Annotated in this window: 20 protein-coding genes; 17 read left to right on the top strand and 3 right to left on the bottom strand. The window is 43.4% G+C overall.

The window, feature by feature from the left end:
- The first annotated feature begins 14 nt into the window (after nt 1-14).
- The 11 genes from ACQRBN_RS09110 (at nt 15) to ACQRBN_RS09060 (ending at nt 14393) form a co-directional block, all read left to right on the top strand.
- Nucleotides 15-725, top strand: coding sequence for a hypothetical protein (locus ACQRBN_RS09110; RefSeq protein ID WP_288859596.1), 711 nt, complete (start codon nt 15-17; stop codon nt 723-725).
- 62 nt (nt 726-787) lie between these two features.
- On the top strand, nt 788-1339 hold the full coding sequence (locus ACQRBN_RS09105) for a hypothetical protein (protein ID WP_427738659.1): 552 nt from the start codon (nt 788-790) through the stop codon (nt 1337-1339).
- 56 nt (nt 1340-1395) lie between these two features.
- Nucleotides 1396-2319: a hypothetical protein gene (locus tag ACQRBN_RS09100; protein ID WP_427738658.1), complete on the top strand. Its 924-nt coding sequence runs from the start codon at nt 1396-1398 to the stop codon at nt 2317-2319.
- Complete coding sequence (locus ACQRBN_RS09095; protein ID WP_427738657.1) at nt 2320-4104, top strand: lysozyme family protein; 1785 nt, start codon at nt 2320-2322, stop codon at nt 4102-4104.
- A 10-nt stretch (nt 4105-4114) separates the two neighbouring features.
- Nucleotides 4115-4714 carry a DUF5038 domain-containing protein gene (locus ACQRBN_RS09090; RefSeq protein ID WP_427738656.1) on the top strand — a complete coding sequence of 200 codons (600 nt, stop codon included), beginning with the start codon at nt 4115-4117 and terminating at the stop codon, nt 4712-4714.
- Nucleotides 4711-7989, top strand: a complete 3279-nt coding sequence (locus tag ACQRBN_RS09085) for an ATP-binding protein (protein ID WP_427738655.1) — start codon at nt 4711-4713, stop codon at nt 7987-7989. Before ACQRBN_RS09090 ends, ACQRBN_RS09085 begins: the two co-directional genes overlap by 4 nt.
- Nucleotides 7990-8046: 57 nt before the next feature.
- Nucleotides 8047-11322 carry a VaFE repeat-containing surface-anchored protein gene (locus ACQRBN_RS09080; RefSeq protein WP_427738654.1) on the top strand — a complete coding sequence of 1092 codons (3276 nt, stop codon included), beginning with the start codon at nt 8047-8049 and terminating at the stop codon, nt 11320-11322.
- A 911-nt stretch (nt 11323-12233) separates the two neighbouring features.
- Nucleotides 12234-12647: a zinc-finger-containing protein gene (locus tag ACQRBN_RS09075; protein WP_427738653.1), complete on the top strand. Its 414-nt coding sequence runs from the start codon at nt 12234-12236 to the stop codon at nt 12645-12647.
- A 14-nt stretch (nt 12648-12661) separates the two neighbouring features.
- A complete protein-coding gene (locus tag ACQRBN_RS09070; protein ID WP_427738652.1) occupies nt 12662-13243 on the top strand; it encodes a sigma-70 family RNA polymerase sigma factor in 582 nt (193 codons plus the stop codon).
- A gap of 18 nt (nt 13244-13261) precedes the next feature.
- The gene (locus ACQRBN_RS09065) at nt 13262-13948 is read left to right on the top strand and encodes a cell division protein (RefSeq protein ID WP_427738651.1); all 687 of its coding nucleotides are present in this window, start codon (nt 13262-13264) and stop codon (nt 13946-13948) included.
- Between the two features lie 10 nt (nt 13949-13958).
- The gene (locus ACQRBN_RS09060; protein WP_320813111.1) at nt 13959-14393 is read left to right on the top strand and encodes a hypothetical protein; all 435 of its coding nucleotides are present in this window, start codon (nt 13959-13961) and stop codon (nt 14391-14393) included.
- A gap of 165 nt (nt 14394-14558) precedes the next feature.
- On the opposite strand, the gene ACQRBN_RS09055 is transcribed toward ACQRBN_RS09060, so the two are convergent.
- From ACQRBN_RS09055 to ACQRBN_RS09045, 3 genes are read right to left on the bottom strand one after another with little or no spacing between them, the layout of a single operon-like run.
- On the bottom strand, nt 14559-15002 hold the full coding sequence (locus tag ACQRBN_RS09055) for a YaiI/YqxD family protein (protein ID WP_320813110.1): 444 nt from the start codon (nt 15000-15002) through the stop codon (nt 14559-14561).
- On the bottom strand, nt 14999-15337 hold the full coding sequence (locus tag ACQRBN_RS09050) for an MmcQ/YjbR family DNA-binding protein (RefSeq protein WP_320813109.1): 339 nt from the start codon (nt 15335-15337) through the stop codon (nt 14999-15001). Before ACQRBN_RS09050 ends, ACQRBN_RS09055 begins: the two co-directional genes overlap by 4 nt.
- Nucleotides 15338-15368: 31 nt before the next feature.
- On the bottom strand, nt 15369-16190 hold the full coding sequence (locus ACQRBN_RS09045) for a hypothetical protein (RefSeq protein WP_320813108.1): 822 nt from the start codon (nt 16188-16190) through the stop codon (nt 15369-15371).
- A 298-nt stretch (nt 16191-16488) separates the two neighbouring features.
- On the opposite strand from ACQRBN_RS09045, the gene ACQRBN_RS09040 reads away from it, so the two are divergent.
- From ACQRBN_RS09040 to ACQRBN_RS09015, 6 genes are all read left to right on the top strand, one after another.
- The gene (locus ACQRBN_RS09040) at nt 16489-17196 is read left to right on the top strand and encodes a single-stranded DNA-binding protein (RefSeq protein ID WP_427738650.1); all 708 of its coding nucleotides are present in this window, start codon (nt 16489-16491) and stop codon (nt 17194-17196) included.
- A gap of 86 nt (nt 17197-17282) precedes the next feature.
- Complete coding sequence (locus ACQRBN_RS09035; RefSeq protein ID WP_427738649.1) at nt 17283-18059, top strand: hypothetical protein; 777 nt, start codon at nt 17283-17285, stop codon at nt 18057-18059.
- A gap of 18 nt (nt 18060-18077) precedes the next feature.
- Nucleotides 18078-19892 carry an AAA family ATPase gene (locus tag ACQRBN_RS09030; protein ID WP_427738648.1) on the top strand — a complete coding sequence of 605 codons (1815 nt, stop codon included), beginning with the start codon at nt 18078-18080 and terminating at the stop codon, nt 19890-19892.
- Between the two features lie 13 nt (nt 19893-19905).
- Complete coding sequence (locus ACQRBN_RS09025; RefSeq protein ID WP_427738647.1) at nt 19906-20169, top strand: helix-turn-helix domain-containing protein; 264 nt, start codon at nt 19906-19908, stop codon at nt 20167-20169.
- 20 nt (nt 20170-20189) lie between these two features.
- Nucleotides 20190-22301, top strand: a complete 2112-nt coding sequence (locus ACQRBN_RS09020; protein WP_427738646.1) for a vWA domain-containing protein — start codon at nt 20190-20192, stop codon at nt 22299-22301.
- Nucleotides 22302-22317: 16 nt separating this feature from the next.
- Nucleotides 22318-23022: a hypothetical protein gene (locus ACQRBN_RS09015; protein ID WP_427738645.1), complete on the top strand. Its 705-nt coding sequence runs from the start codon at nt 22318-22320 to the stop codon at nt 23020-23022.
- The last annotated feature ends 36 nt before the right edge of the window (nt 23023-23058 follow it).

Below are 23058 nucleotides of genomic sequence, written 5' to 3'. Positions count from 1 at the left end.
AAGGAGGTGCCTAAATGGGAATCTTAGATGGAATTGTAGAATGGATTGCAGAACAGGTCATGAACATTCTGGATCTTATTACCACTTCGGTCTTAGGTGCTCTGGGATGTTCCATGGATACCTTTTTAAGATATTTCCCCGCAGCCGAGAGCATGTATCAGGTATTTCTGGCTCTGGCAATTGGTCTGATCCTACTGAACTGGGTCTGGCAGTTATTTAAGAATTACTTTGCTGGTGCCGGAATTGAGGCAGAAGATCCACTGAAATTATCCATGCGCTCTTTCATCTTCCTGTTCCTTACTTTCTATGCAAAAGATATCGTAGATCTTTTACTTGACATTGCAGGAACACCATATAGCTGGATACTGACAGAAGATCTGCCTCCGCTAAAATTCGCAGACTTTAACTCCGTTATCACAGTTATCCTCGGTGTCTGTGCCAATGGAGCTGTTGCGATTACTGCACTGATCCTGGTACTGATACTGGCATGGAATTACATCAAACTGCTGTTTGAAGCGGCAGAGCGTTACATTCTTCTCGGCGTTCTCGTCTATACAGCCCCAGTCGCTTTCGCAACGGGCTCTTCTCAGGCAACCGGTAATATTTTCAAGAGTTGGTGTCGGATGCTTGGGGGACAATTTTTCCTGCTGCTGATGAACGCCTGGTGTTTACGGCTCTTTACTTCAATGGTCGGGACCTTCCTTGCCAACCCATTATCTCTCTAATGTGAGATACAGAATAACTTGAAATTCAACACTGATACAAAACAAAGAAAGGAAATTTAAATATGAAAAAAGCAAAAAAAATAATCGTAATGTCCTTAGCAACAACCATGCTGCTTGGTTCAACCCTTACGGCACATGCAGCAACACCACAATATAAACCGTTATCAGAATACGGATATACCGGTGTCCCAAATATTACTGTGAAGCTGCCTGACAGTTACCAAACTGGAATATCTAACGCAGTAGAAGATGCTGTGAAAGACTTAGATATTAAGCTTCTGAATACCACGACAATCACCAGAGCTACATATATACACAGCAATGTGTTCTATTCAAAAAGTAGATTGAATATCCAGTGGAATGCTGTAGATGATGCAACATCATACGAGATTAAGATTACAAAAGCAGATGGAACGGAACACGTATACACTACAACAAATAATTATCTGACTGTAAATCAAGGGGCAGATGAGTTTGTAACAGGCTGCTTAAAACAGAAGGTAGGAACGAACTGGGAATCTGCAACCGTGGCAGTTCGTGCAGTTAAAGATAATGGCAGCGTCTACAGTTTATGGTCTGAAAAAGCAGCAATATCCTGTAATGCAATCCATTAAGCAACGAATCCCCATTTATCGTCCCAATGGTAACCTTACTTTTTCAGGAGGAACACATGAAACATAAGAGAAATATTATTTTATTGCTGACACTTACTGCCTGCATGGTCATACTCTGTTCCTTCCCAGTCTTCGCGGCAGAACTTACGGAAGCAGAAGTGGAACAGGCAGTGGCAAACCAGGGAAAGGAAGCCGTTACCGGTAATATATTCATCTGGTTTCTCTGCGCCATCGCATTTTTAAAAGTCAGCCAAAAGATTGATTCTTTCATGGCAAGCCTCGGCATTAATGTAGGAAACACTGGCGGGAACATGATGGCAGAGCTTTTAATCGCCGGAAGGAGTCTGGCAAGTTCCATGCATTTACGTGGCGGCGGTAGTGGCGGTTACCGAGCCCCCTCTTCTCCAGGTGATGCTGCTGTCGGTGGAAGCTTCCTGTCAGGTGGACTGGCCGGAGCTGTCGGAAGGCAGGTGGAACGTAGCGCAGTCAATACGGCAACTGGCTACACAGAGCATTCCAGCATCGGCAGTGTCATGTATCATTCTTCTTTAAATAAAGGTGGAGACTTTGCCAACAATGTGATCAGCCGCATTGCACAGGGTAACTACAATCAGGTCGGTTCCATTAAAGGAGCAGATGCAGAAAAGGCTTATATTTCTTATATGGGCATGAAAGTAGATTCCACACACCCTTTATCCAATTATTCCAATATGGAAATCGGAGGTGGACGGATCACCGGAACGGAATCTACCGAATCAGGTTCCAGAGAGTTTGCTCTCTATCATGCAGACCAATATATGGCACCCTCACAGGGTACATATGAAACTGTGCAGTCTGTAGACGGTGCTACATGGTACAAGCAGTATGCACAGGATGCAGTAACTAAAACCCCTTATGACGCAGGCGGTGGAAAAGTTGCCTACCATGAATCCATCGACCAGAAACTGCCCCCGACACCTCCAAGAAAGGATCGAATTTAATTGGCAAATCATCAGACCGGTCTGAATGAAGCAGTTCGGGTAGGCAGAGCTGCAGCTTCTATTTCAGGTGCTGTAAAAGGTGCCACAGCCGGTCCCTTTGGAGCCGTCATTGGTGCTGCAATTCAGAACCGGGAAACCTTTAAAAAGGCAGTCGCCGTAATTATTTCTGTGCTTCTAATTCCAGTATTATTCATTGTCATGCTTCCAGGACTTGTCTTCGGAAATCTCTCCGAAAATACCGGAGCACTTACCAGTAACAGCAGGATCAATGAAAATATACGTGCTGCCAATGAAGCCATTGTAGAAGTCTTACAGGAATGTCACGATGAGGTACTTGCTGAGGTGAATGCCGCGGCTTCTCGTGTACCGGAAAATGATGCCGTATCTATTACGGATCCCTATGCTTACTATATCTCTGTAAATGCCAATCAGCTCATTGCCCAGTTCTGTGCAAGTAAAGACAACTATCGGGATATCAACCTTACGGAACTGAAGCGGGTCATCCGGGCGAATAAGGATGGACTTTTTACTTATGAAGTATCAACAGAGAGAGTTACCATGGAAGTTACGGTGGATGCCGGCGCAGAAGGGGACGCCGGTGAAGGAACAGATTCTCATACTCAGACAGTTACCTTTACCCGGCATAACTTTGTAATCAACTATGCCGGTGATTCTTATTTTGCAGACCATGTCTTTCATCTGAACGACAAACAGAAAAAAGTGGCAGACGCTTATGCAGAAAATCTGACCCTCTTTTTTGGTTCCTCTGCTTCCGGAGTCGCAACTGCCAATGTATCCGATGAGGTGCTTCGCTACCGGGCAACCGTAGAACGGATTGCTACAAAATACGGAATGACTCCCTATGTGGAACTAATCCTTGCTGTGATGATGCAGGAATCCGGAGGACGTGGTCTTGATGTCATGCAGGCGGCAGAAGGTGGATTTAATAAGAAATATCCCCATGTGCCTAACGGTATTACGGACCCAGAGTACAGCATCGAATGCGGAATTCAGGAACTCAAATATGCCCTGGATAAAGCCGGATGCACCGGTCCAACAGATCTTGACCGGATCAAGCTTGCTTTGCAGGGATACAATTACGGTTCCGGTTATATTGACTGGGCCATGGAACGGGACAGTGGTTATACCAAAGCAAACGCCATCGCTTATTCTGATATGATGTGTGCCCGCCCTAACTGGCCTTATTCCAGATATGGCGATAAAGAATACGTAGACCATGTACTCCGGTACTACATCATTACTTCTACAGGCGGCACCTATCCTGCAAATGGAATGCAGATACCTCATTACCTGCAGACAGATTACGGAAATATTCCATATGGCGGAGGTTCCATTGCAACCAGCGGATGTGGCCCGACCAGCTTTGCCATGGTCGCAAGTTATTTAACGGGCAAAACCATCACTCCGGTAGATGCAGTTTCCTGGTGTGGAAATTCTTACTACAAACCAGGTGTCGGCACTTACTGGTCCTACTTTGCAGCGGCAGCCAGTCATTTTGGATGCGGATCGGTCACCCATACCAACGATCCCAATAAAGTCCTAAAAGCACTGTCAGAAGGCCATCCTGTCATCAGTTCCCAAAGTGCAGGCTTATTTACCAGAGGCGGACATTTCATTGTCCTTCGTGGTGTAACGGCTTCCGGAAAGGTACTGGTTAACGATCCGAATGACAGTGCATCCAAAAACTATATCAACCGGGAATTTGATATGATGTCAGAAATTCATGCAACAGCAAGTGCATATTGGATCTTTGACAAGAAATAAAGGAGAGCTTATGAGCAGAAAAAAATTGATTCTTTCCATCCTGCTGATGATCGGCATGATCGTAGCAGGCATTGTACTGCCTGCCTTATGGAAAGCAGAAAAACAGAAAAACCATACGGCTGACCCAAATCAGCCCGCAAAAGAAATCCAAACGGAAGGAGAGAATACTGCCTCACTTCCCACATTGAAATACGTTGCCTTTGAAGAATTACAGGCATTTTTTGCAGACATCCAGATTAATGAACTAAAGCAACAATTTTCTCTGTATCTCAAAGAAACTGGGAAAACAGACATTACCTCTGTGACCTTTCTTCCAGAACAGACCACCTATCCGGAAGGAAACGACATCATGCTTACTTTTGCTTTCTCTGATAATACTACCCTTCCAGTTACCTGCAGCACCAGTACCGGTGCTTTTTTATTTGGGGAAGAAAAACTGCAAGTCAGTGAAAACATAATTACCTATGAACGTAAGACGGATCAAAAACTTCCAGCTGTTACTACAGAAGAAATAGAATCCATGCAGGAAGGCGGTTTTGCTGATACCCCAAACGATATCGAAGCAACAGAACCGGAAAAGAAAACTAATGCAAAGGAGGTGCAGCCGTGAACAACCCTGAAGAACAACAAATTGCCTTAATCCCCCGTAATTTTATTGAGCGGGGTACATTCATGGGAGGAATGTTCAAGATCCGCAATGCAATTGAAGGCACCATTCTTGCCATCGGGATTGCAATACCTGTTGTGCATCTTCCCCTGTCCCTGACCATACGGATCATCATTTTATGTATGACATCTCTTCCAGCAGCCATGGTCGCCCTGATCGGCATTGGAGGGGAAAGTCTGACGGCTTTCCTGATGAATGCTGTCCGTTTTTTGTTTAACCGCAGAATCCTATACCGGCTGGATACCAAACCGGAGCTAAAGGGAAAACAGCGTAAAAATCCTCGTCAAAAAGAACCAAAGACGAAAAAGAATCGGGAGAAAAAAAAGAAGCTATCACCTCAACCAATGGAGACAGCCACACATGATAAGGAGGTTACCTATAATATGCCATCTTCTTCAGAGGAAGGGATTACACCCGATTCAAAAGTTGCTCCCACACCAGCTTCTAAAAAAAAAGAACGTCGGATTTATGATATATCTACAAAACGCGGCATCAAGAAGCAGGCCAGGGAAGATATACGGATTTTGAAATTTGAAAAGAAACAAAGAAAAAAGGAACAGGCGAAAGCCCTCAAAGTTGCGAAACGTGAAAAGAAACAGCGTTTAAAAGCTGAAAAGCAAAAGCATAAAGAAAAACTGCATCAGGATAAGCTTGCCCAAAAGGAGGCAAAACGTTTGGAGAAAGCTACGAAAAAAGATGCACGCTCCAATAAGAAACAACCTGATCCTTCACCTTCCGCTTCCTCGAAAAAGAAAAAGCGAAAGGACATGACACTGGAGGATTATCTTCCGATTGATAAAATTGCCAACGGGATCATCTATACCACTGACCACCGATATGTAAAGATTCTGGAGATTGAACCTATCAACTTCCTTTTGCGAAGCGCAAGGGAACAGCAAGGCATCATTTACAGCTTTATCTCCTACTTAAAAATCAGCCCGGTCAAATTACAGATTAAGATGATCTCCAAAAAGGCAGATATCAATAAACATCTGGAACAGGCAGCACTGGAACTGTCCCTTGAGACTAATCCTCACTGTCGGGAACTGCAGAAAGATTACATCCAGTTCGTAAAGAAATTAAGTTCCAGAGAGGCCGTTTCAAGACGGTTCTTTCTAATCTTTGAGTATGAACCATTCAATGTAAACCGGAAAGTAGAAGAAAAAGAAATCCTTGCTGCACTGGAGACAGCCGCCCAGACAGCTAAGACGTTCTTATATCAATGCGGAAATCAGGTGGTTACCCATGATAATGAAGATGAATTTACAACCGATGTCCTATACACATTATTAAACCGAACCCTTTGTACGGAAAAGCCTCTGCAGGATAGAATCGCAGATGTCCTTGCACGCTATATGAAGGAAGGTCGCCAGGAAGAACTGGATCATATCCGGATCAACGAGTTCATTGCACCGGAGTCCGTAGATTTCCGACACTCCAATTATGTGCGGATCAACGGAATTTATCATGCATACCTGTTGGTTCCAAGCGACGGCTATAAACAGAAGGTCGCACCCGGCTGGCTGTCCTTACTGATCAACGCCGGGGAAGGCATAGACATTGATTTTTATCTGCATAAACAGCCAAAGGATAAGATTCAGCAGCGACTTGGACAACAGATCCGTATCAACAGGTCAAAGATCAAGGATGCATCCGATACAAACGCAGACTTTGATGATCTGGATTCTGCAATACGATCCGGATATTTCCTGAAAGCTGGTCTGGCAAATAATGAAGACTTTTACTATATCAATCTTCTGATTACGATTACTGCTTCGAATCTTGAGGAACTGCAGTGGCGTATTCAGGAAATGAAGAAACTATTGATTTCCCAGGATATGGATCTGCACTCCTGCTACTTCTTACAGGAGCAGGGCTTCCTATCCTCACTGCCGCTTGCAAACCTGGATAAAAAACTCTATGAACTGTCAAAACGAAATGTCCTGACTACGGGAGCTGCAAGCTGCTACCCGTTCACCAGCTACTCCATCTGTGATGACAATGGCATCTTATTCGGAGTAAATAAGCATAACAATTCACTGGTCATAGCGGACATTTTTGATTCCAAACAGTATAAAAACTCCAACATTTGTATCCTTGGATGCTCCGGTGCCGGTAAGACCTTCACCATGCAGACTATGGCACTTCGGATGCGGCGGAAGGGAATCCAGGTCTTCATCATTGCTCCTCTGAAGGGGCATGAATTTTACCGGGCCTGTAAAAACGTAGGTGGAGAATTTATCCAGATCTCTCCTGCCAGCCAAAATTGCATTAACGTCATGGAAATCCGCAAAGTTGATAATTCTGTCAATGAACTGCTAGACGGACCAACACTGGATGCTTCCGCTCTGGCTTCCAAAATCCAGAGGCTCCATATCTTCTTCTCTCTCCTGATTCCTGACATGAATCATGAGGAGAAACAGCTTCTGGACGAGACACTCATTAAAACCTATGCCAGAAAAGGGATTACACATAAAAACGAATCCCTCATTGACCCGGATCATCCAAACCAGTATAAGGAAATGCCGATCCTTGAGGATGTCTATAACATCCTGATGGAAAGTCCGGATACCAAACGTCTGGCACATATCCTAAACCGTCTGGTCCATGGCTCTGCTTCTTCTTTCAACCAGAAAACGAACGTAGACCTGACGAACAAATATACAGTACTCGACATTTCGGAACTGACAGGTTCCTCTGACCTTCTGACGGTCGGCATGTTCGTTGCCCTGGATTACGTCTGGGATAAAGCGAAAGAAAACCGGACAGAGGAAAAAGCGATCTTCGTTGATGAGGTATGGCAGCTCATCGGTGCTTCCAGTAACCGTCTGGCTGCAGAATTTGTTCTGGAGATTGCCAAAATCATCCGTGCCTACTCAGGAGCCGGCATTTTTGCCACACAAGATTTAAATGATTTCTTTGCTCTGGATGATGGTAAATATGGAAAAGGTATCATCAACAACTGTAAGACCAAGATCATCCTGAACATGGAGGACGAAGAGGCACAGCGGGTAAAAAATATCCTGCACCTGTCAGAAACCGAAGTCATGAATATCACACATTTTCAAAGGGGGAATGGCCTGATCTCAACAAACAACAATAACATTACGGTGGAATTCAAAGCATCCACACTGGAAAAAGAGCTGATTACCACCGACCGGCAGGAGCTTCTGGAAATCATTGAACGCCAGAAACACAAAGAAGCAAAAGCCGGTTAACACCCAGGGCAGCAAAATCGCTGCCTTTTTCATATCTTCAAAGTAAGGAGGAGACTTATGTTAGAAAGAACAAATCAATCCATCCACCGGCTGCTCGCATTTCTGCTTGCAGTACTGGTTACTGTCGGCACCGTATTTTCCGGCGGCATGACTGTTCATGCGGCAGACGGTACCGTCAGTTTTCACGCAGGAGCGAATATTCCGTATGGAGACTACTTTACTTCCCGCATGACATTTGATGGGAACAATACCGCTTACTGTGTGGAACCACTCAAGAAAACCCCTGCTTCCGGCAGTTATTCCTATGACCTTCTGGCAAAGGATTCCCCGCTTCGGAAAGCACTGTATTACTTAAATGGCGGTTATGGCTATGAAAAAACTGTAAAAGACAAATATTTCAGCGGCTGGTCTGATGACAATTCCTATGTAATCGGACATCTTGTCGTCGCCTATATTTATGCAGGGTATTCTTCAGATACCGGAGCCTTCCATGGTGCACCCCAGAGTTTCATTGACAAAGCAAAAGAAGTTGCACAAGCAATCAAAAGCCTTCCTGCTCCCCCGGAAAGCTTCCGGGCATTTATTATTCCTGGAAGCGGAAGCCAGACTGTTGTTGGAAGCTGGTATCAGGTTCCTTACGGTTATCTGGAAATCCGTAAATCTTCAGCCAACGCCTCTGTTTCCGAAGGGAACAGTAACTATAGCTTACAGGGTGCCGAATATGGCATCTACAAAGGAGACAAACAGGTACAGACATTGACAACAGATAAAAACGGCTATGCAAAATCCGGAGAACTGGAGGAAGGTAATTACACGGTAAAAGAAACCAAAGCTTCCAAAGGATTCATCCTGGACACCAAAACCCATAACGTCACTGTCAAATCCGAAGCAACCACGCCTGTAAATGTGACGGAAATCCCACAGAGCAATCCAATGGATCTGCTCCTTCAGAAACTGGACAAGGAAGCACAGGAAGCACAGCCACAAGGATCTGCATCTCTTGCGGATGCACAGTTTACAGTAAAATTCTATACCGAACAATCCGATCAGGATCCTGCCACAAATGGGGCTAACCCGGCACGCACCTGGATATTTAAGACCGATGCAGAAGGGAAATCTCATTTCACCAAAGATTATATGGTATCTGGAGATGCTTTCTATACACAGACGGATGGAAAAACCATTTGTCTCCCGCTCGGTACAGTGACTGTTCAGGAAACAAAAGCTCCTGTCGGATACTTTTCCAATGATACTGTATTCGTACAGAAGATCACAGCCGATGGTGTCAAGGAAACCGTACAGTGCTACAATACTTCATCTGTCGAAGAACAGATCTACCGTGGCGATCTGGAACTGGTAAAGGTATCCGATGGAGAACAAACACGTCTTTCTGATGTTCCATTTACCATCACCTCTGTTACAACCGGAGAAAGCCATACCATCGTGACGGATAAAAATGGATATGCCAGTACTTCTTCCAAATGGAACAAACACACCCAGAACACCAACCGTGGAGAAACATCTGAAGATGGGGTCTGGTTCGGATCTTCCACGCCAGACGATTCCAAAGGTGCCCTTATCTATGATCAATATGTCATTGAGGAGCAGAGATGTGAATCCAATAAAGGAATGAGTCTTTTAAAATTCGAAGTGACTGTATATAAAGATTCCGTTACCATTGACCTTGGAACCCTGACCGATGACCTGATTGAAATCGGCACAACAGCTCTGGATAAAGAAACAGGTACCCATATGAGCAAACCGGAAAAAGAAGTCACTCTTGCAGATACTGTCGAATATTCCGGACTAAAGAAAGGTCAGTCCTATAAGCTGGTTGGAACACTAATGGACGCTGAGACCGGTGAAGCAATTCAGATTGACGGCAAACCTGTAACTTCTGAAAAGACATTCACAGCGAAAAAATCCTCTGGTACAGTAGAAGTTTCTTTTACCTTTGATGCTTCCTCACTTTCCGGAAAAACAACTGTTGTATTCGAGGAACTGTATCAGGAAGATAAACAGCTGGCTGTCCATGCGGACCTTTCTGATGAAGACCAGCAGATTTCTTTCCCGGAGATCGGCACGCAGGCCATAGACTCTGAAACCGGTGAGCATATGGCAAATGCTGATGAGAAAGTGAAACTCATTGACACGATCCAGTATAAAGGGCTGGTTCCAAACCTTAAATACACTGCAACGGGTACACTCATGGATGCGAAAACTGGAGAACCTGTTCTAATTAATGACAAACAGGTAACTGCCAAAACAACCTTTACGCCGGAAACTAGCTCAGGCACCGTAGATGTAGTCTTTGAATTTGATGGCAGTTCGCTGGCCGGTAAGACAACCGTTGTTTTTGAATCTGTAACACAGGATAAAAAAGAAATTGCTGTTCATGCAGATCTCGAAGATGAAGGCCAGCAGATCTTTTTCCCGGAAATTGCAACTCAGGCAAACTGCCCGGATACCAATACCCAGATGGCAGTTCCAAAGAAAGAACTGACCATTACGGATACCGTTTCCTACCATCTCATTCCAAATAAAGAGTACAAGTTAACCGGAACTTTAATGGATAAGGAATCTGGCGAACCTTTGCAAATCGATGGAAAAGAAGTTACGTCCGAACTGACCTTCACACCAGAAGATGCGGAAGACACTGTAGAGCTTACTTTCACACTGGATGCCACTGCTCTCGCAGGCAAAACGATAGTAGCCTTTGAGTCTGTATCTTATCAGGACAAAGAAGTTGCTTTCCATACCCAGATTGATGATGATCCACAGACCATCTATTTCCCAGAGATTAAGACTACCGCTAAAGATGGAAAAGACGGCGACCAGGAAGTCCTTGCAGAAAAAGAAACCTCTATTATTGATACCGTTTCTTACAAGGATCTGGTAACTGGCCTTACCTACCGGGTCGTAGGTACTTTGATAGACAAGGAAACCGGTAAGGAAGTACTGATTGACGGAAAACCTGTAACATCTGAAGCAACTTTCAAACCGGAAAACTCTGAAGGCACTGTAGAAGTAACCTTTACCTTTGATGCTACTTCTCTTTCTGGACACGATGTAGTTGTTTTTGAAAAGCTCTATGTATCTACCGGTGATAAAGACAACAAAAAAGAAGTGGAACTGACGAATCACGAAGATATAAATGATAACGACCAGACAGTGAAAATTACCGATGTACCAAAAGATACTCCGGATATCTCCACACCAGTCAAGACCGGCGATGATACCCCACTTCTTCTTTACGCAGGTATTGCTGCAGGTGCCCTTCTGCTCGCAGGTATTGCTACAGTAATCTATTTCCGGAAAAAGAAACAAAAATAATCTTTAATTTCAGTGCAGGCGGTCCATAGAGACTGCCTGCTTTTTGGTGATGAATATGGAAACAACCTATATCCAGACAGATATCAAACATGTTCGTAGATTTTTAGATGCCTGTGATGGGAACTGGCATCACTGCATCCATGTGACCTGCCCTTCCTGTAAAACTTCTGGTATATGCAGGGAACCCGGATTCCTATTTCATCCGGATACCACAGCAGAACCGCTGATTCTTCCTCTTTCCGATGCCCGGATTTTATTTTCCTGTTATCCGGAACCGGAAGAATGCATAAGCAACATATCTGTATCTGCTTTTTTATCCTTATATCGCTCTTACCTGAATACTAAAACAGCAGTCAAGTCCGACTGTCCCTGTATGGAACTCCTAAAAATGCAGGAAGAGAAAAACTATGACTGGTAAGTTGCGTTTTTGCTTGTTTCTGCGTACAGAATGAATAAAGACAAGGAGGTGTGCAACATGCTTACTCTGATCATCCAAACGATTGACAAGGGCTTTACTACCCTGATTTTTCTCCCTATGGTTTATATCCTGTACTGCAGATTTACTTCTTTACACAAAAAGAAAAGGCAGGCGCTCACCATCTACCGGATCTGCTTGATACTAATTGCACTGTTCCTGCTCCGATACTTTTGTAATAAGTTTATCTTCACGGCAGTTAATTACCAACGTTTTACAGACAGTGGCCTTTTTCCATTAATCAAAACCATTTTCTATCCAGAACATTCATAAAAAATGGCAGAAAGTGGTAATAAGGGAACATTTGGGTACCTGTTTCCGTCCCTGATATATGGGAATTCATCACACTTTTACTTACAATATACGTATAGAAAACGTAATAAACTTACTAATAAAGGATAAATGTACGTATAAAAAACGTAATGCGAGGTGAATCATGATGAAGAAACAAATCATACGCTGCCCTTACTGTGGCAGCCCGGCCATTTTAAGAGATACATGTTATGTCCATGGAAAAAATGCATGGGAAGGCAAACTTTATGTATGCAGCCGCTATCCGGTCTGCAATTCCTATGTCGGCGTCCATCCCGGCACCACTCGCCCTAAAGGCACTCTGGCAAATAAATCTCTTCGTGAGAAACGAATCCGTGCACACCGAATCTTTGACCAGATCTGGAAACAGGGAATTCTATCCAAGAAAGATGCCTACCGGTGGATGTCAGACAAATTTTGCCTCGACACCACACAGGCACATATCGGTAATTTCAGTGAGTACATGTGCGAACGACTTATAGAAGAATCAGAGAAAGTCCTTCGCTACAACCATGTACCGCTGTGCCTTGCAGGGTAAGGAGGGTGGATGACATGAAAAATAATCCTATCCCCTACAGCCAGCTCATGGAAGAAAATATGGATTTGGTGCCGCAAATGGTAAATGTCCTGACACGGAATTATTCGAATCTTTCTCTGGAGGAATATGAAGAGCTTACGCAAACCAGTTACCTGGCACTGTGCAATGCAGCTTCTAAATACGATGGACACCGTCCCTTCCGACCATATGCCAGAGCTGCAGTCCGTAATGCGATCTACGGATACTGGCGTACCGTTTACCAATATAATAAACGATTCTGTTCCTTAGATGCATTGCTGGAATCCGAGGACGGTCACTCTTATGAAGGTGAGTTTCACCAAAATCGTACTTCCCTTTCCACGGAGCAGGAAGCGATACAAAACCTGTCCACTGCATACTTGAAGGAACTGGAAGCAACAAGCAGCAATATGATACAAAAAGGAATTGCCACTCTCCGTCTGCAGCAAGACGGTTACACCGATCGAGAGCTTGCAAAACTATATCAGGTTCCTTCCAACAGGGTAAGGGCATGGCAGAGCAAGGCGAGAAAATGGCTGAAAGAAAATGAGCTATTATATGAGCTATTAGCATCATAACAAGAAGGAGGCAGTTCTATGCTGACACTTTATACCGCCATCGGCACATTAAAATTTGTCAAAAATACAGATGGGAAATCCACTCCTATGGTTCTGAATAATCATCAGGAATTCGGACTATGCGATCACGAACTTATTCTCTGGAGCTGCCTTGCCTTCCAGATTCTGCAGATACACGAACTGGAATCTGCTTACAATGTGCGGCTTAAAAACAGCGGCAGACCGGACGGACTGGCATTTTCCCACTATCTGAACCGACTGCTTTTGCGCGGTCTGATTGCAAAAGGAGAAGGAGTGACCGGCGTAGATGCACTCTATCAGCTTTTAGGAAAACTTCACATCCTTCCGGTTCACGAAACTTTCTCCACCCGGCTATTTACCTGTATCCAGCTCTATGTAGATGGTAAAATCAAGCCCGGAGATTTTGGAAAATATCTGCGGAAAGAAAAAAACACGCCTATTGAGGAAACCGTCATAAAGCTTACAAAAGCCATTCCGCTAACCACTGCAGAACTGGTGACCTGTGTGGAGCAAAAGAAAGCTCCAACGCGGGAAGAAGATGTCCTCACACAACTCTATGATGGGACAGAATATACCTACCAGACACTGGCTGACCAGGCACAGATTCTGCATATCCAGTATCCGGTCCTGCAGGCTGTCGGCAATCTGTATCTTAATAAACAAATTTCATTCCAACGATTCTGAAAGGAGCACTATGCCAAAACCATTACTATCCAAGCTGGTTGCCCAGGCGGCAATCGGCTTTTTTTGTGTACTGTTCGGATGCATCATCGGGATGCAGACAAAAGATAAAATCCTTCTCATTATGAGCCTCGTAATCGGTGTATGTTGCCTGATTCGGTGTATCAGCCTGTACCATCTCATCCATTCCGGTTCCTACCTGACAGTGGAAGGATATTGCAGCAAACGGGAAGTTTCAGCCTTTAAGAAAACACAGCAAATTCATCTTATCGGAACCGATGACCGGGAATATCAGTTCACGACAGATAAAAGTGTAAAACTGCTTCAAGGGCACTATTACCGAATGTATTTTCGCAAATCTCCTTATAACGAGGAAGAAAGTATGGGGATCAGTGATAATTTGCTCGGATTCGAGGAGCTATCCTCGGGTTCTCCCTCAAAAGATTGATCCAGCTCTCATATACTTATCAACACAAAAGGATTGCCGTAGCAAGGTTCTTCCTTGTCTACGGCATCTTTTATATTACCAGTTAACATGGTAACACTCATATTTCATAATGTATTCTTTCATAATGTATTCTTTCATAATGTATTCTTTCATCCTGACCTACACTTAACGATATTTATGAATCAGCCTTTCCAGCGATTCTGCAAACCGTACATCATCTTCAGCGGTACGTTTCGCTGGACCTTTTATATGGTTTCTTTTTTTCGCATTTCGTGCCTTTTTTGCTAAGTGCCTCTCCATAAGCATCTGGTCAATATTTTCATTCGTATACCATCTGCCACTCTGATGTATCCCGTATGCTCCTTTTCCAAGAATCATCGCAGCAACACCATAATCCTGTGTTACCACAATGTCATCCTTCTGGCAGACGCTGACCAACTTGAAGTCTACCGCATCAGCTCCTGCTCCAACTGTCAAAACTTCGCTGTAATCAGACTGCAGAATATGATTCGTGTCACACAGTAAGATTACTGATATCTGATATTTTTTCGCAATATGCTCTACAATAGATACCACCGGACAGGCATCTGCATCTACCAAAATCCTCATGCTTTCTTCCCCTTTGTTAAATCATAGCTTTCACCAATCATCCGTTTGATATCTTCCTCCGGGACAGTTCCATCCAGAATGATAGAATTCCAGTGTGTCTTATTCATATGGTATGCAGGAACAACCGATGTAAAAGTACTTCGCCAGAAGTCCCTCCACTGCGGATCACATTTCACATTAATCCATACATGTCCATCTTTGTTATAGATTAGAGCAAATGTCTTCTTAGACCCTTTATGGCGCATCACACACCAGTTAGAATCGTGGAATGGATAATCCTCGTATACCTGCTCAAAAGAATGACAATATGTAATTACTTCTTGTTTGCTTTGCATGGTCATTTCCCTTTATCTATAATACAGCTAATTACAGTTTACCAACAGAATACAAAAAACTATATAAACTACTATCGCTTGTTTTTATCATATCATAAAAAATGAGGCTACTTTCTTTTTCCTCCGTTATAACAAAATATCTTTCTGATATAAATGCTATATAAGTATCTTTTGTTACTTTCATTTTTCTATATGCTAATAAACTTTTCAAATCTTTAGAAATACAATCAGCAATTAATTTAGCACCTTCAAAATCTGTTTCTTGATTCTTAAATGAATAATCATACGGAAGGAAAAACATAATATTTTTGTTAACAGATATCTTTTGCATTGTCTGTCTTATAACCTTTCCTTCAGGAAGCTTTAATAATCCCTGTTCGATATTTCTTAAATCCTCTTCTGTTTTTCCTCGAAAACACTTTATTATATCAAAAGCAGTTTTACTACCAGAAAATTTAGAAGGACCAATTTGTGTAACCCCTGGGCAAAGTTCTGTAACTGAATTACTCAATGTGCTTTTTGCTTCCATATATCGGGTATCTACTAATATCTTAAAATCTAACTCATAAAAAGAATTATAAATATCACTTTGTTTCTGACTTTGTTCACAATGTTTTCTTAAGATGAAGGTTTCATTTCCTTTATCCTTTTTCAATTTAGAAAAATTAACGAATTCTGTTAAATATTCTTCACAATCAATCGGATGTCCCTCTATATAATTTTTAATTATTACTGATGCAGGTAATGGTTTTATAAATAATTGCATTTTATCATATGTCATATATTTACTCTTTTCTGATTTATTATTTGTAAATTCTATTGTACTATATACTTTTGTTTTTTCATAGTTCAATATGTAGTAGATTCTCCTCCGAAACCAATATATAGCATTTCGTTCATTGACACTTACTATATCTTGTGTTACTATAATACTGTACTTGAGTTTTTGTGTTATCCCCTAAAGGGAGTCTGGACCATTCTTCCAGAACACACGTAAGTTTATGTTGGAAATTAGAGTCATTAGGATAGCCGTATTATGCGGTCACTTAATGGCTCTTTTTTTATTTATGGGAAATCTGGTATACAGGTTTCCTATTCTTTTATTCATTTTTATTATTTTAAAGCCCTAAGAGGCAGAAAGGAGAATTTTTATGTCAGCAATTATTCATGTTATGGGAAGGGTAACAAAGGATCCTGCCATGCAGCAAGGAAAGAACAACGGATCAGAGTACATCAGTCTGGATCTTGCTTCCTCTCAGAGGAGCCAGAACACACAAAATGGTCAGAATGGATACGAGTCCATGTTCTATCAATGCTATTTTAACAAGTTCCTGGCAGAGCGTCTGATCAAAGCCGGTGTAAAATCCGGAACCTGTATTTATGTCTATGGAGATCTGGAAATCCATCCATTTCTCTATCAGCAGGGACAGAAGGCTGGGCAGCCAGGAGTTGGAGCCAAAATTAATGTCAAGGACTGGCAGTTTTGCCTTTCCAACAAGCCGGAAAATGAGAATAACGGAAATTCTGGAAATCATCAAAATGGCAATAGCATGCCTAATAACAACAACGGAGGTGCGGCTACCCCAGGAAGTGGCAGTTATCAAAATCGCGCTGCTCAGGGAGGCGGCTACATGAATGGTGCTGGAAATCAAAATGCAGGTATACCAAACACCGCAGGTGCCAGAACACAGGGCAACTCTTATGCAGTTCCACCTTCTGGACCGATTGGAAACAACATGTACCAGCAGAGCTATTATCCACAACAGAACATGGCATATGGACAGCAAAGTGGCTTTACCGGGGACGGTTTTCAGGGAATCCCGGAAGGCATGGCTGACCAGCTTCCGTTTAACGGATAACTCAAAAGAAATAACAGGTTGAGGAATTGCTTACCCATCGGGCATGGCGGTTCCTCTTTTTTTGTTTACAGGAAAGGAATCATACAATGAAAGTACGAAGGAAAAAAAGTAAAGGTTTAAAAATATTAAAATCTGTTGTTCTCGTTTTGTTTCTGTCATTACTGTTTGTACCGGATAATATAAACCGCTCAGTGATTGCGGGCATTGCACTTGCAGGTATTTTAGGAAGTCTCCTCTTCCTGATTGTCCCGCGTCTTCCCCGCATCCCATCTCCGGCACTCAAACGAAAGTCAGCATATTCCTCTGGGAATCCAGACGGTATCACCGATATGGAAACTCTGCTCTGGAGACAGATCAGTTACCAGATTACAGGGAAACTGAAGTCCTCTTATCCGAATGCCACATGGGAATTTACTAAAGAACCAACTGTAGACAGTCTTCTGAATGGAAATGCCCTGCGTATTCGTACCTTCCATACGAAAGAATATAATTTTGCTGAAGTCCGGCTGGACTGTTATGGAGAACTGGTACTTTCTATGATGACGATAGAATCATTAAAGCCAAAGTCGGAACCTGCAGGCACTGATTCCATCGGTCAGGTGGATCCCCAGTCTTGGTATACCCTAATTGGCAAGCCATTACTCTCCAATCTGATTGGAGATCTGCAGGCAAGAGGACATCAAAAATTATTTATCAGCGAAAATGGAGAAATATTTATCAAAAATGGAGATTCCAAGGAAATCAAAGGTACTTTCGAGCATTTTCCGCCCCAAAACTACTGGGCAGCTCTCACAGATATTTTTATCCGTGATGAGCTGAATGCAAAAGAAAACGAAGGCACCCTGGAATTATCCTGGATGTAAAAAAGGAGGAGAAATACTATGCCAAATGGAAACCTGATCAGTAACTGGTCTTTCAAGCGAAAACTTCCGGAACCTTTTGAAGATTATACGGATGATCCCATCAGGAAGGATGTCTATTCCAAATACTGCACACAGCCTCAGAAACGTTCGACACTTCATGCGTCCACGCTCCGGGCGATTCTTGCATACATGGAACTGGAAAATCCGCCCGGTGGAACCGCTTCTGAAGAACTCGGGGCAATTGGCAGCCAGGGGAATAATTATACAATAGCGGAATATCCCAGCAAAACCGGAGATTTGCATGTGGTGATCTATAACCGGACAAACGGAAAATTCATTGCCGGTATTTATCCCAAACCAATAGATTCCGAAACAACAGCCGACCAATATCTTTTGAAGGAAGATAAGAACAGCGGAGCTGCACTTTTGTTTGCACTTCTCCCTACCATTATGCAGGATGACGAGTTTAACGAATATTATCAGGAGTTGAAAAAGCACCGTGACAATGGTTATACGGATATGGAAGAAGCCGTGAAAACTGCAGCCGTCCTTTGTGACAATATCTATCGCAGATTACGATACGGAACTTCTCTTTCTACCGGCGGGATTCCCAATGATACTCCTGCCAATGGTGCTATTCCTAAGCTCAAACCATTCGCAGTACAGCAGGGTACTTACGCTCCTACAAATACGCTCTTTGGTACTTTTCAAGTGCTGATTCCCGGTTTCACCACAAAAAGGAACACGGAATCCATTGCCAAAGAAGACTTTATCAGTAAATACGTCTTATCTGAATCACGGATACTCACTCCCCAGGAAGAACTTACTGTTCCAACGCTGGAACCATGGTATATCATACCGCCAGAGATCAAGCGGATCTGTGAACATGCAAAATTGACAACAAATACTGTTTCACCTATGCGGAATTTTCTTCTGCGGGGTCCTGCAGGAACCGGAAAAACAGAAGGTGCCAAGGCGATTGCTGCTGGCTTACATCTGCCCTACCGTTGCATTACCTGCTCTGCCAATACGGAGATATTTGATCTGCTCGGTCAGATTCTTCCGGACGTGGATGGAAAATTATCCAGCCTTCAGAGTGAATATCCATCTTTCCAGGATATCATGTTAGACCCAGCAACTGCTTATCAGAAGCTGACCGGTATTTATGACGAAGAGGTGACGGAGGATGTGGTATACAAACAGCTCATCGACACAATCTTTGATGAAATGCATGCGCATTATAAGAACCAGTCTTCCCACCAGAAGTTTAAATACGTAGATACCCCTCTTGTTGAGGCAATCCGACACGGTTATCTGGTGGAACTTCAGGAGCCGACGGTCATCGCAAACCCCGGTGTTTTAGTAGGACTCAATTCCCTTCTTGACAGATGTAACAGTGTATTTCTGCCAAACGGAGAAGTGATCAAGAGGCATCCGGATACGACCATCGTTGTTACAACCAACAATGATTATGCAGGCTGTAAACAGATGAACCAGTCTGTCATTTCCAGAATGAATCTGGTGATCGATCTGGAGGAGCCGGATGAAGAAACACTGGTACAGCGCGTTCTCGGGATCACCGGATGCAAAGATAAGAAAATGGTCCGCACTATGGCACAGATCGTCAAGGCTGTTTCCGAATACTGCAGTGAGAATCTGATCACAGACGGATGCTGCGGTGTACGTGAACTGATTTCCTGGGTGCAGTCCTATATGGTCTGTGGTGACGTCCGGGAAGCTGCACATTACACGATCCTTTCTTCGGTATCTGCTGACGCAGAAAGCCGTTCGGAAGTGGAAACCGGCTGTCTGGATTCTATTCTCGCAGCATAGGAGGGTTGGTACATTGACACAGAGAAAACCTTATAACAATTTAAAAATTACAGAAGAAGATATGCTGGATATTTTCTCCGCAAATATCCATTATCTGCGGAAACTACCACGCTGGAATCTTTCCCAGAAAACCCTGGCAAGGATTCTGCATATTCCAACAAAATCTTACCGTAAGTATGAATTAGGAAGAGGCTTTCCACCCGTATTTGTGGTCTACCATCTGGCAGTCTATTTTGGATACACCATGGAAGAGCTTTTGACTGAAAAATTATTTTAAAAAGAAAGGACGAATTAAAATTGAATAGCAACCAGAAAAAATTAAAACAGATGATTCGGGATCAGGAACTTGCCATCAGTGACAAGGAACTGTTCACCTCATCTGCTTACCAGAAATACCTGACCTCTATGGCGAAAGCGGCTACCAGCCGCTACCGTCAAGGTCTTCAGACTCTGATGGAATGGAATGCCCGGGCAGACGCAGGCATTGCACATACGGATAACTATAAAATCCATATCAATGCTGCAAATGAAATCACCCAGAGTTTTCCTTCCCGGTATCTCCGTTCCGAAAGCCTTGTCGGATTCAACGGGCATGAGACTGCGCACCTGCTGTTCTCAGATTTTACAGCCCTAGGGCTGTATCTTGGCAACATAGAAAAAGGTGCCTTCTACCCATCCAATCCTTCCTTTACGGAATTTTCCTATCAGACAAATTGTGAAGAAATACTGGAGGCTATGGATAGCAAAGATAAAGCGACCTGCCTGACTCTGGCATCCTGCGCCTCTCATATCAATAATATTTTGGAAGACATCTATATAGAGGCACGAATGTGCACTTCTCATCCGGGCACTTTCCGCCGGGGGATTGAACTGAATAACCTGCGGATGTGTGAACAAATGCCATCAATCCAGAGTCAGATTGAAAAGAAGTATTCTGATTTTGCAATCATGGCAAATCTTCTGCTTCAATACTGCAGGGCGGGAACCATCAATAACCTGTCCGGTTATAAAGGTCCTTATTTGGATTATCTGGAAGATTGCATGCCATATGTAGATGTTGCCATTTATTCAGATGAAACAAAGGACCGTTTTCACGCTTCTAATCACATTGTGGCTATTCTATGGGAATACATCAAGCCTCTGATCGAAGAGACAAAAGAACGAATGGAGCAACATTCTGCATCGGATGCAAGTCAGATGTTAGAGGAACTTTTGGGTAACCAGATTCATGGTGCCACCCCATTGCCTTCTGGCAAAGGCGGTACTATGCCAAAGCAGGCTGAAGAAGGGAAAAAGGAACAGAAAGCAAATCCCTTACCGTGTACTCCTCCTGCCATGCGTCAGGAAAGAACGCAGGCTGCCCAGGATGTTGTAGCCGAAGAAGGAAACCGGATTGCACTTGCGAAAACGAATACCATCCTTGACGAAAATAATCCAGGAATTACTTATAATCACCAGTACCTTGGCACCGGTTATGAAAAGTCTGCCAACGACTTGTTCCGGATCCTGAATGGCATCGCTACAGAGAAAGCAGAAACACAGTACCAACAGGAAATGACCGAAGAACTGCAGAAGGCAGCAAACGATATCCATTACGGAAATGCTCATACCGGAGTTCATGTTACAATCAACCGAATGGCATATGTACCGGATTCTTTAAAACAGTCATATCAGGCCGTAGCACCAATGCTTATCCGGGCGTCCAAACGCCTGCAGAAGTCTATCGCACCGCTTTTAAAAGAAGAAAGTGAGGGTGGAAAATTAAAGAACCTGCAATTTGGAAAACGTCTGGATACACGTGCAATGCACCACGAAGATGGAACCTTTTTCACCAGGACCAGGCTTCCTTCTGAAGAGCAGAAACTTGCAGTAGGACTTTTGGTAGACGAGAGTGGATCAATGAGCTGGGGAGACCGGATTACACATGCGAAAAAGACGGCCATTGTGCTTTATGATTTCTGCCAGAGCCTTCAAGTGCCCATTACTATATATGGCCATTCAACTGGTGGCAGAGGCGTAGAACTTTATTCCTATGCAGAATTTGATTCTATCGACACATCAGACCGCTACCGGCTCATGGATATGTCTGCAAGAGGTGGAAATCGTGATGGTGCTGCTCTCCGTTTTGTGGCGGAGCATCTGGCAAAACGTCCGGAAAAGCAGAAACTTCTGATTATCATTTCTGACGGACAGCCTGCAGATACCGGCTATTACGGCACTGAAGCAGAAGCCGACCTGCGTGGCATTAAAAAGGAGTATTCCAAAAAAGGGATCAAACTCTTTGCTGCAGCAATCGGAGATGATAAGGAAAATATTAAGCGAATCTATCAGGATGGCTTTCTGGATATTACAAAACTGGAAGACTTACCAAAAAACATGACGCTGTTAGTGAAACAATACCTGAAGTAGAAAGAAGGGAAAAGCTATGAATCAGAATCAACCACCACGGATCTCCGAGCAGATCTATAAAGTACAAACGGATCGCAAACTCATTGCTGTTTATGACAGGCTTAGGTATGCACCACTGACCAGTTATGCTCAAATACATGCCAAAGGTGAGTACCAGGAAAACGGTCATAATGTCAACTCCCTGATTGGAATCACGATCCAGGATTATTCCAATGGAACGGGAAATAAAAATATCATCGTCCAGTTCAATCTGGCACCGGAACAGATCCAGTTTTTCTTAACTAGGATCACTGCCGGCTTCCAGGAATTTGAATGGTCGCTGAGCAAAATATACGGAAACCCTGATGCCCAGGGCTACTCCATTGCACAGCAATTTTCTATTTCCCGGCATGTAAATGACCAGAACGGGCGGATGATGAAAAGCCCCTGGCGGATTCAGATTGTAAATGGCAAAGGCATCAAGGTCAAAAATCAGAATGGCGGCTCTTATATGAAATCCGGGAGTTTTATTTTAGAAAAGAACGCCTTTATCCAGCTAACGGACATGGACCTGTATACGTTACTAAAACGCACGGATTCTTACATTACCAACTGGGAATCCTGTATGGCACCTTCCCTTATTTCAAATGGGAAGCGGGCTTATGCAGAACAACAATCTCAAAGAATCCAACAAAACGGACAATATCAAAACCCGGCACAGGCATCGCCTTATGACGCATAAAGTTTATGGAAAGGAAGCGGCATTTGCTGCTTCTTT

The sequence above is a fragment of the Bariatricus sp. SGI.154 genome, assembly GCF_050313795.1.
In the GTDB taxonomy this organism is placed as follows: Bacteria; Bacillota; Clostridia; order Lachnospirales; family Lachnospiraceae; genus CAMBRQ01.
Note: the sequence above shows the minus strand (reverse complement) of the source record. Positions and strands in the feature narration are given on the sequence as shown.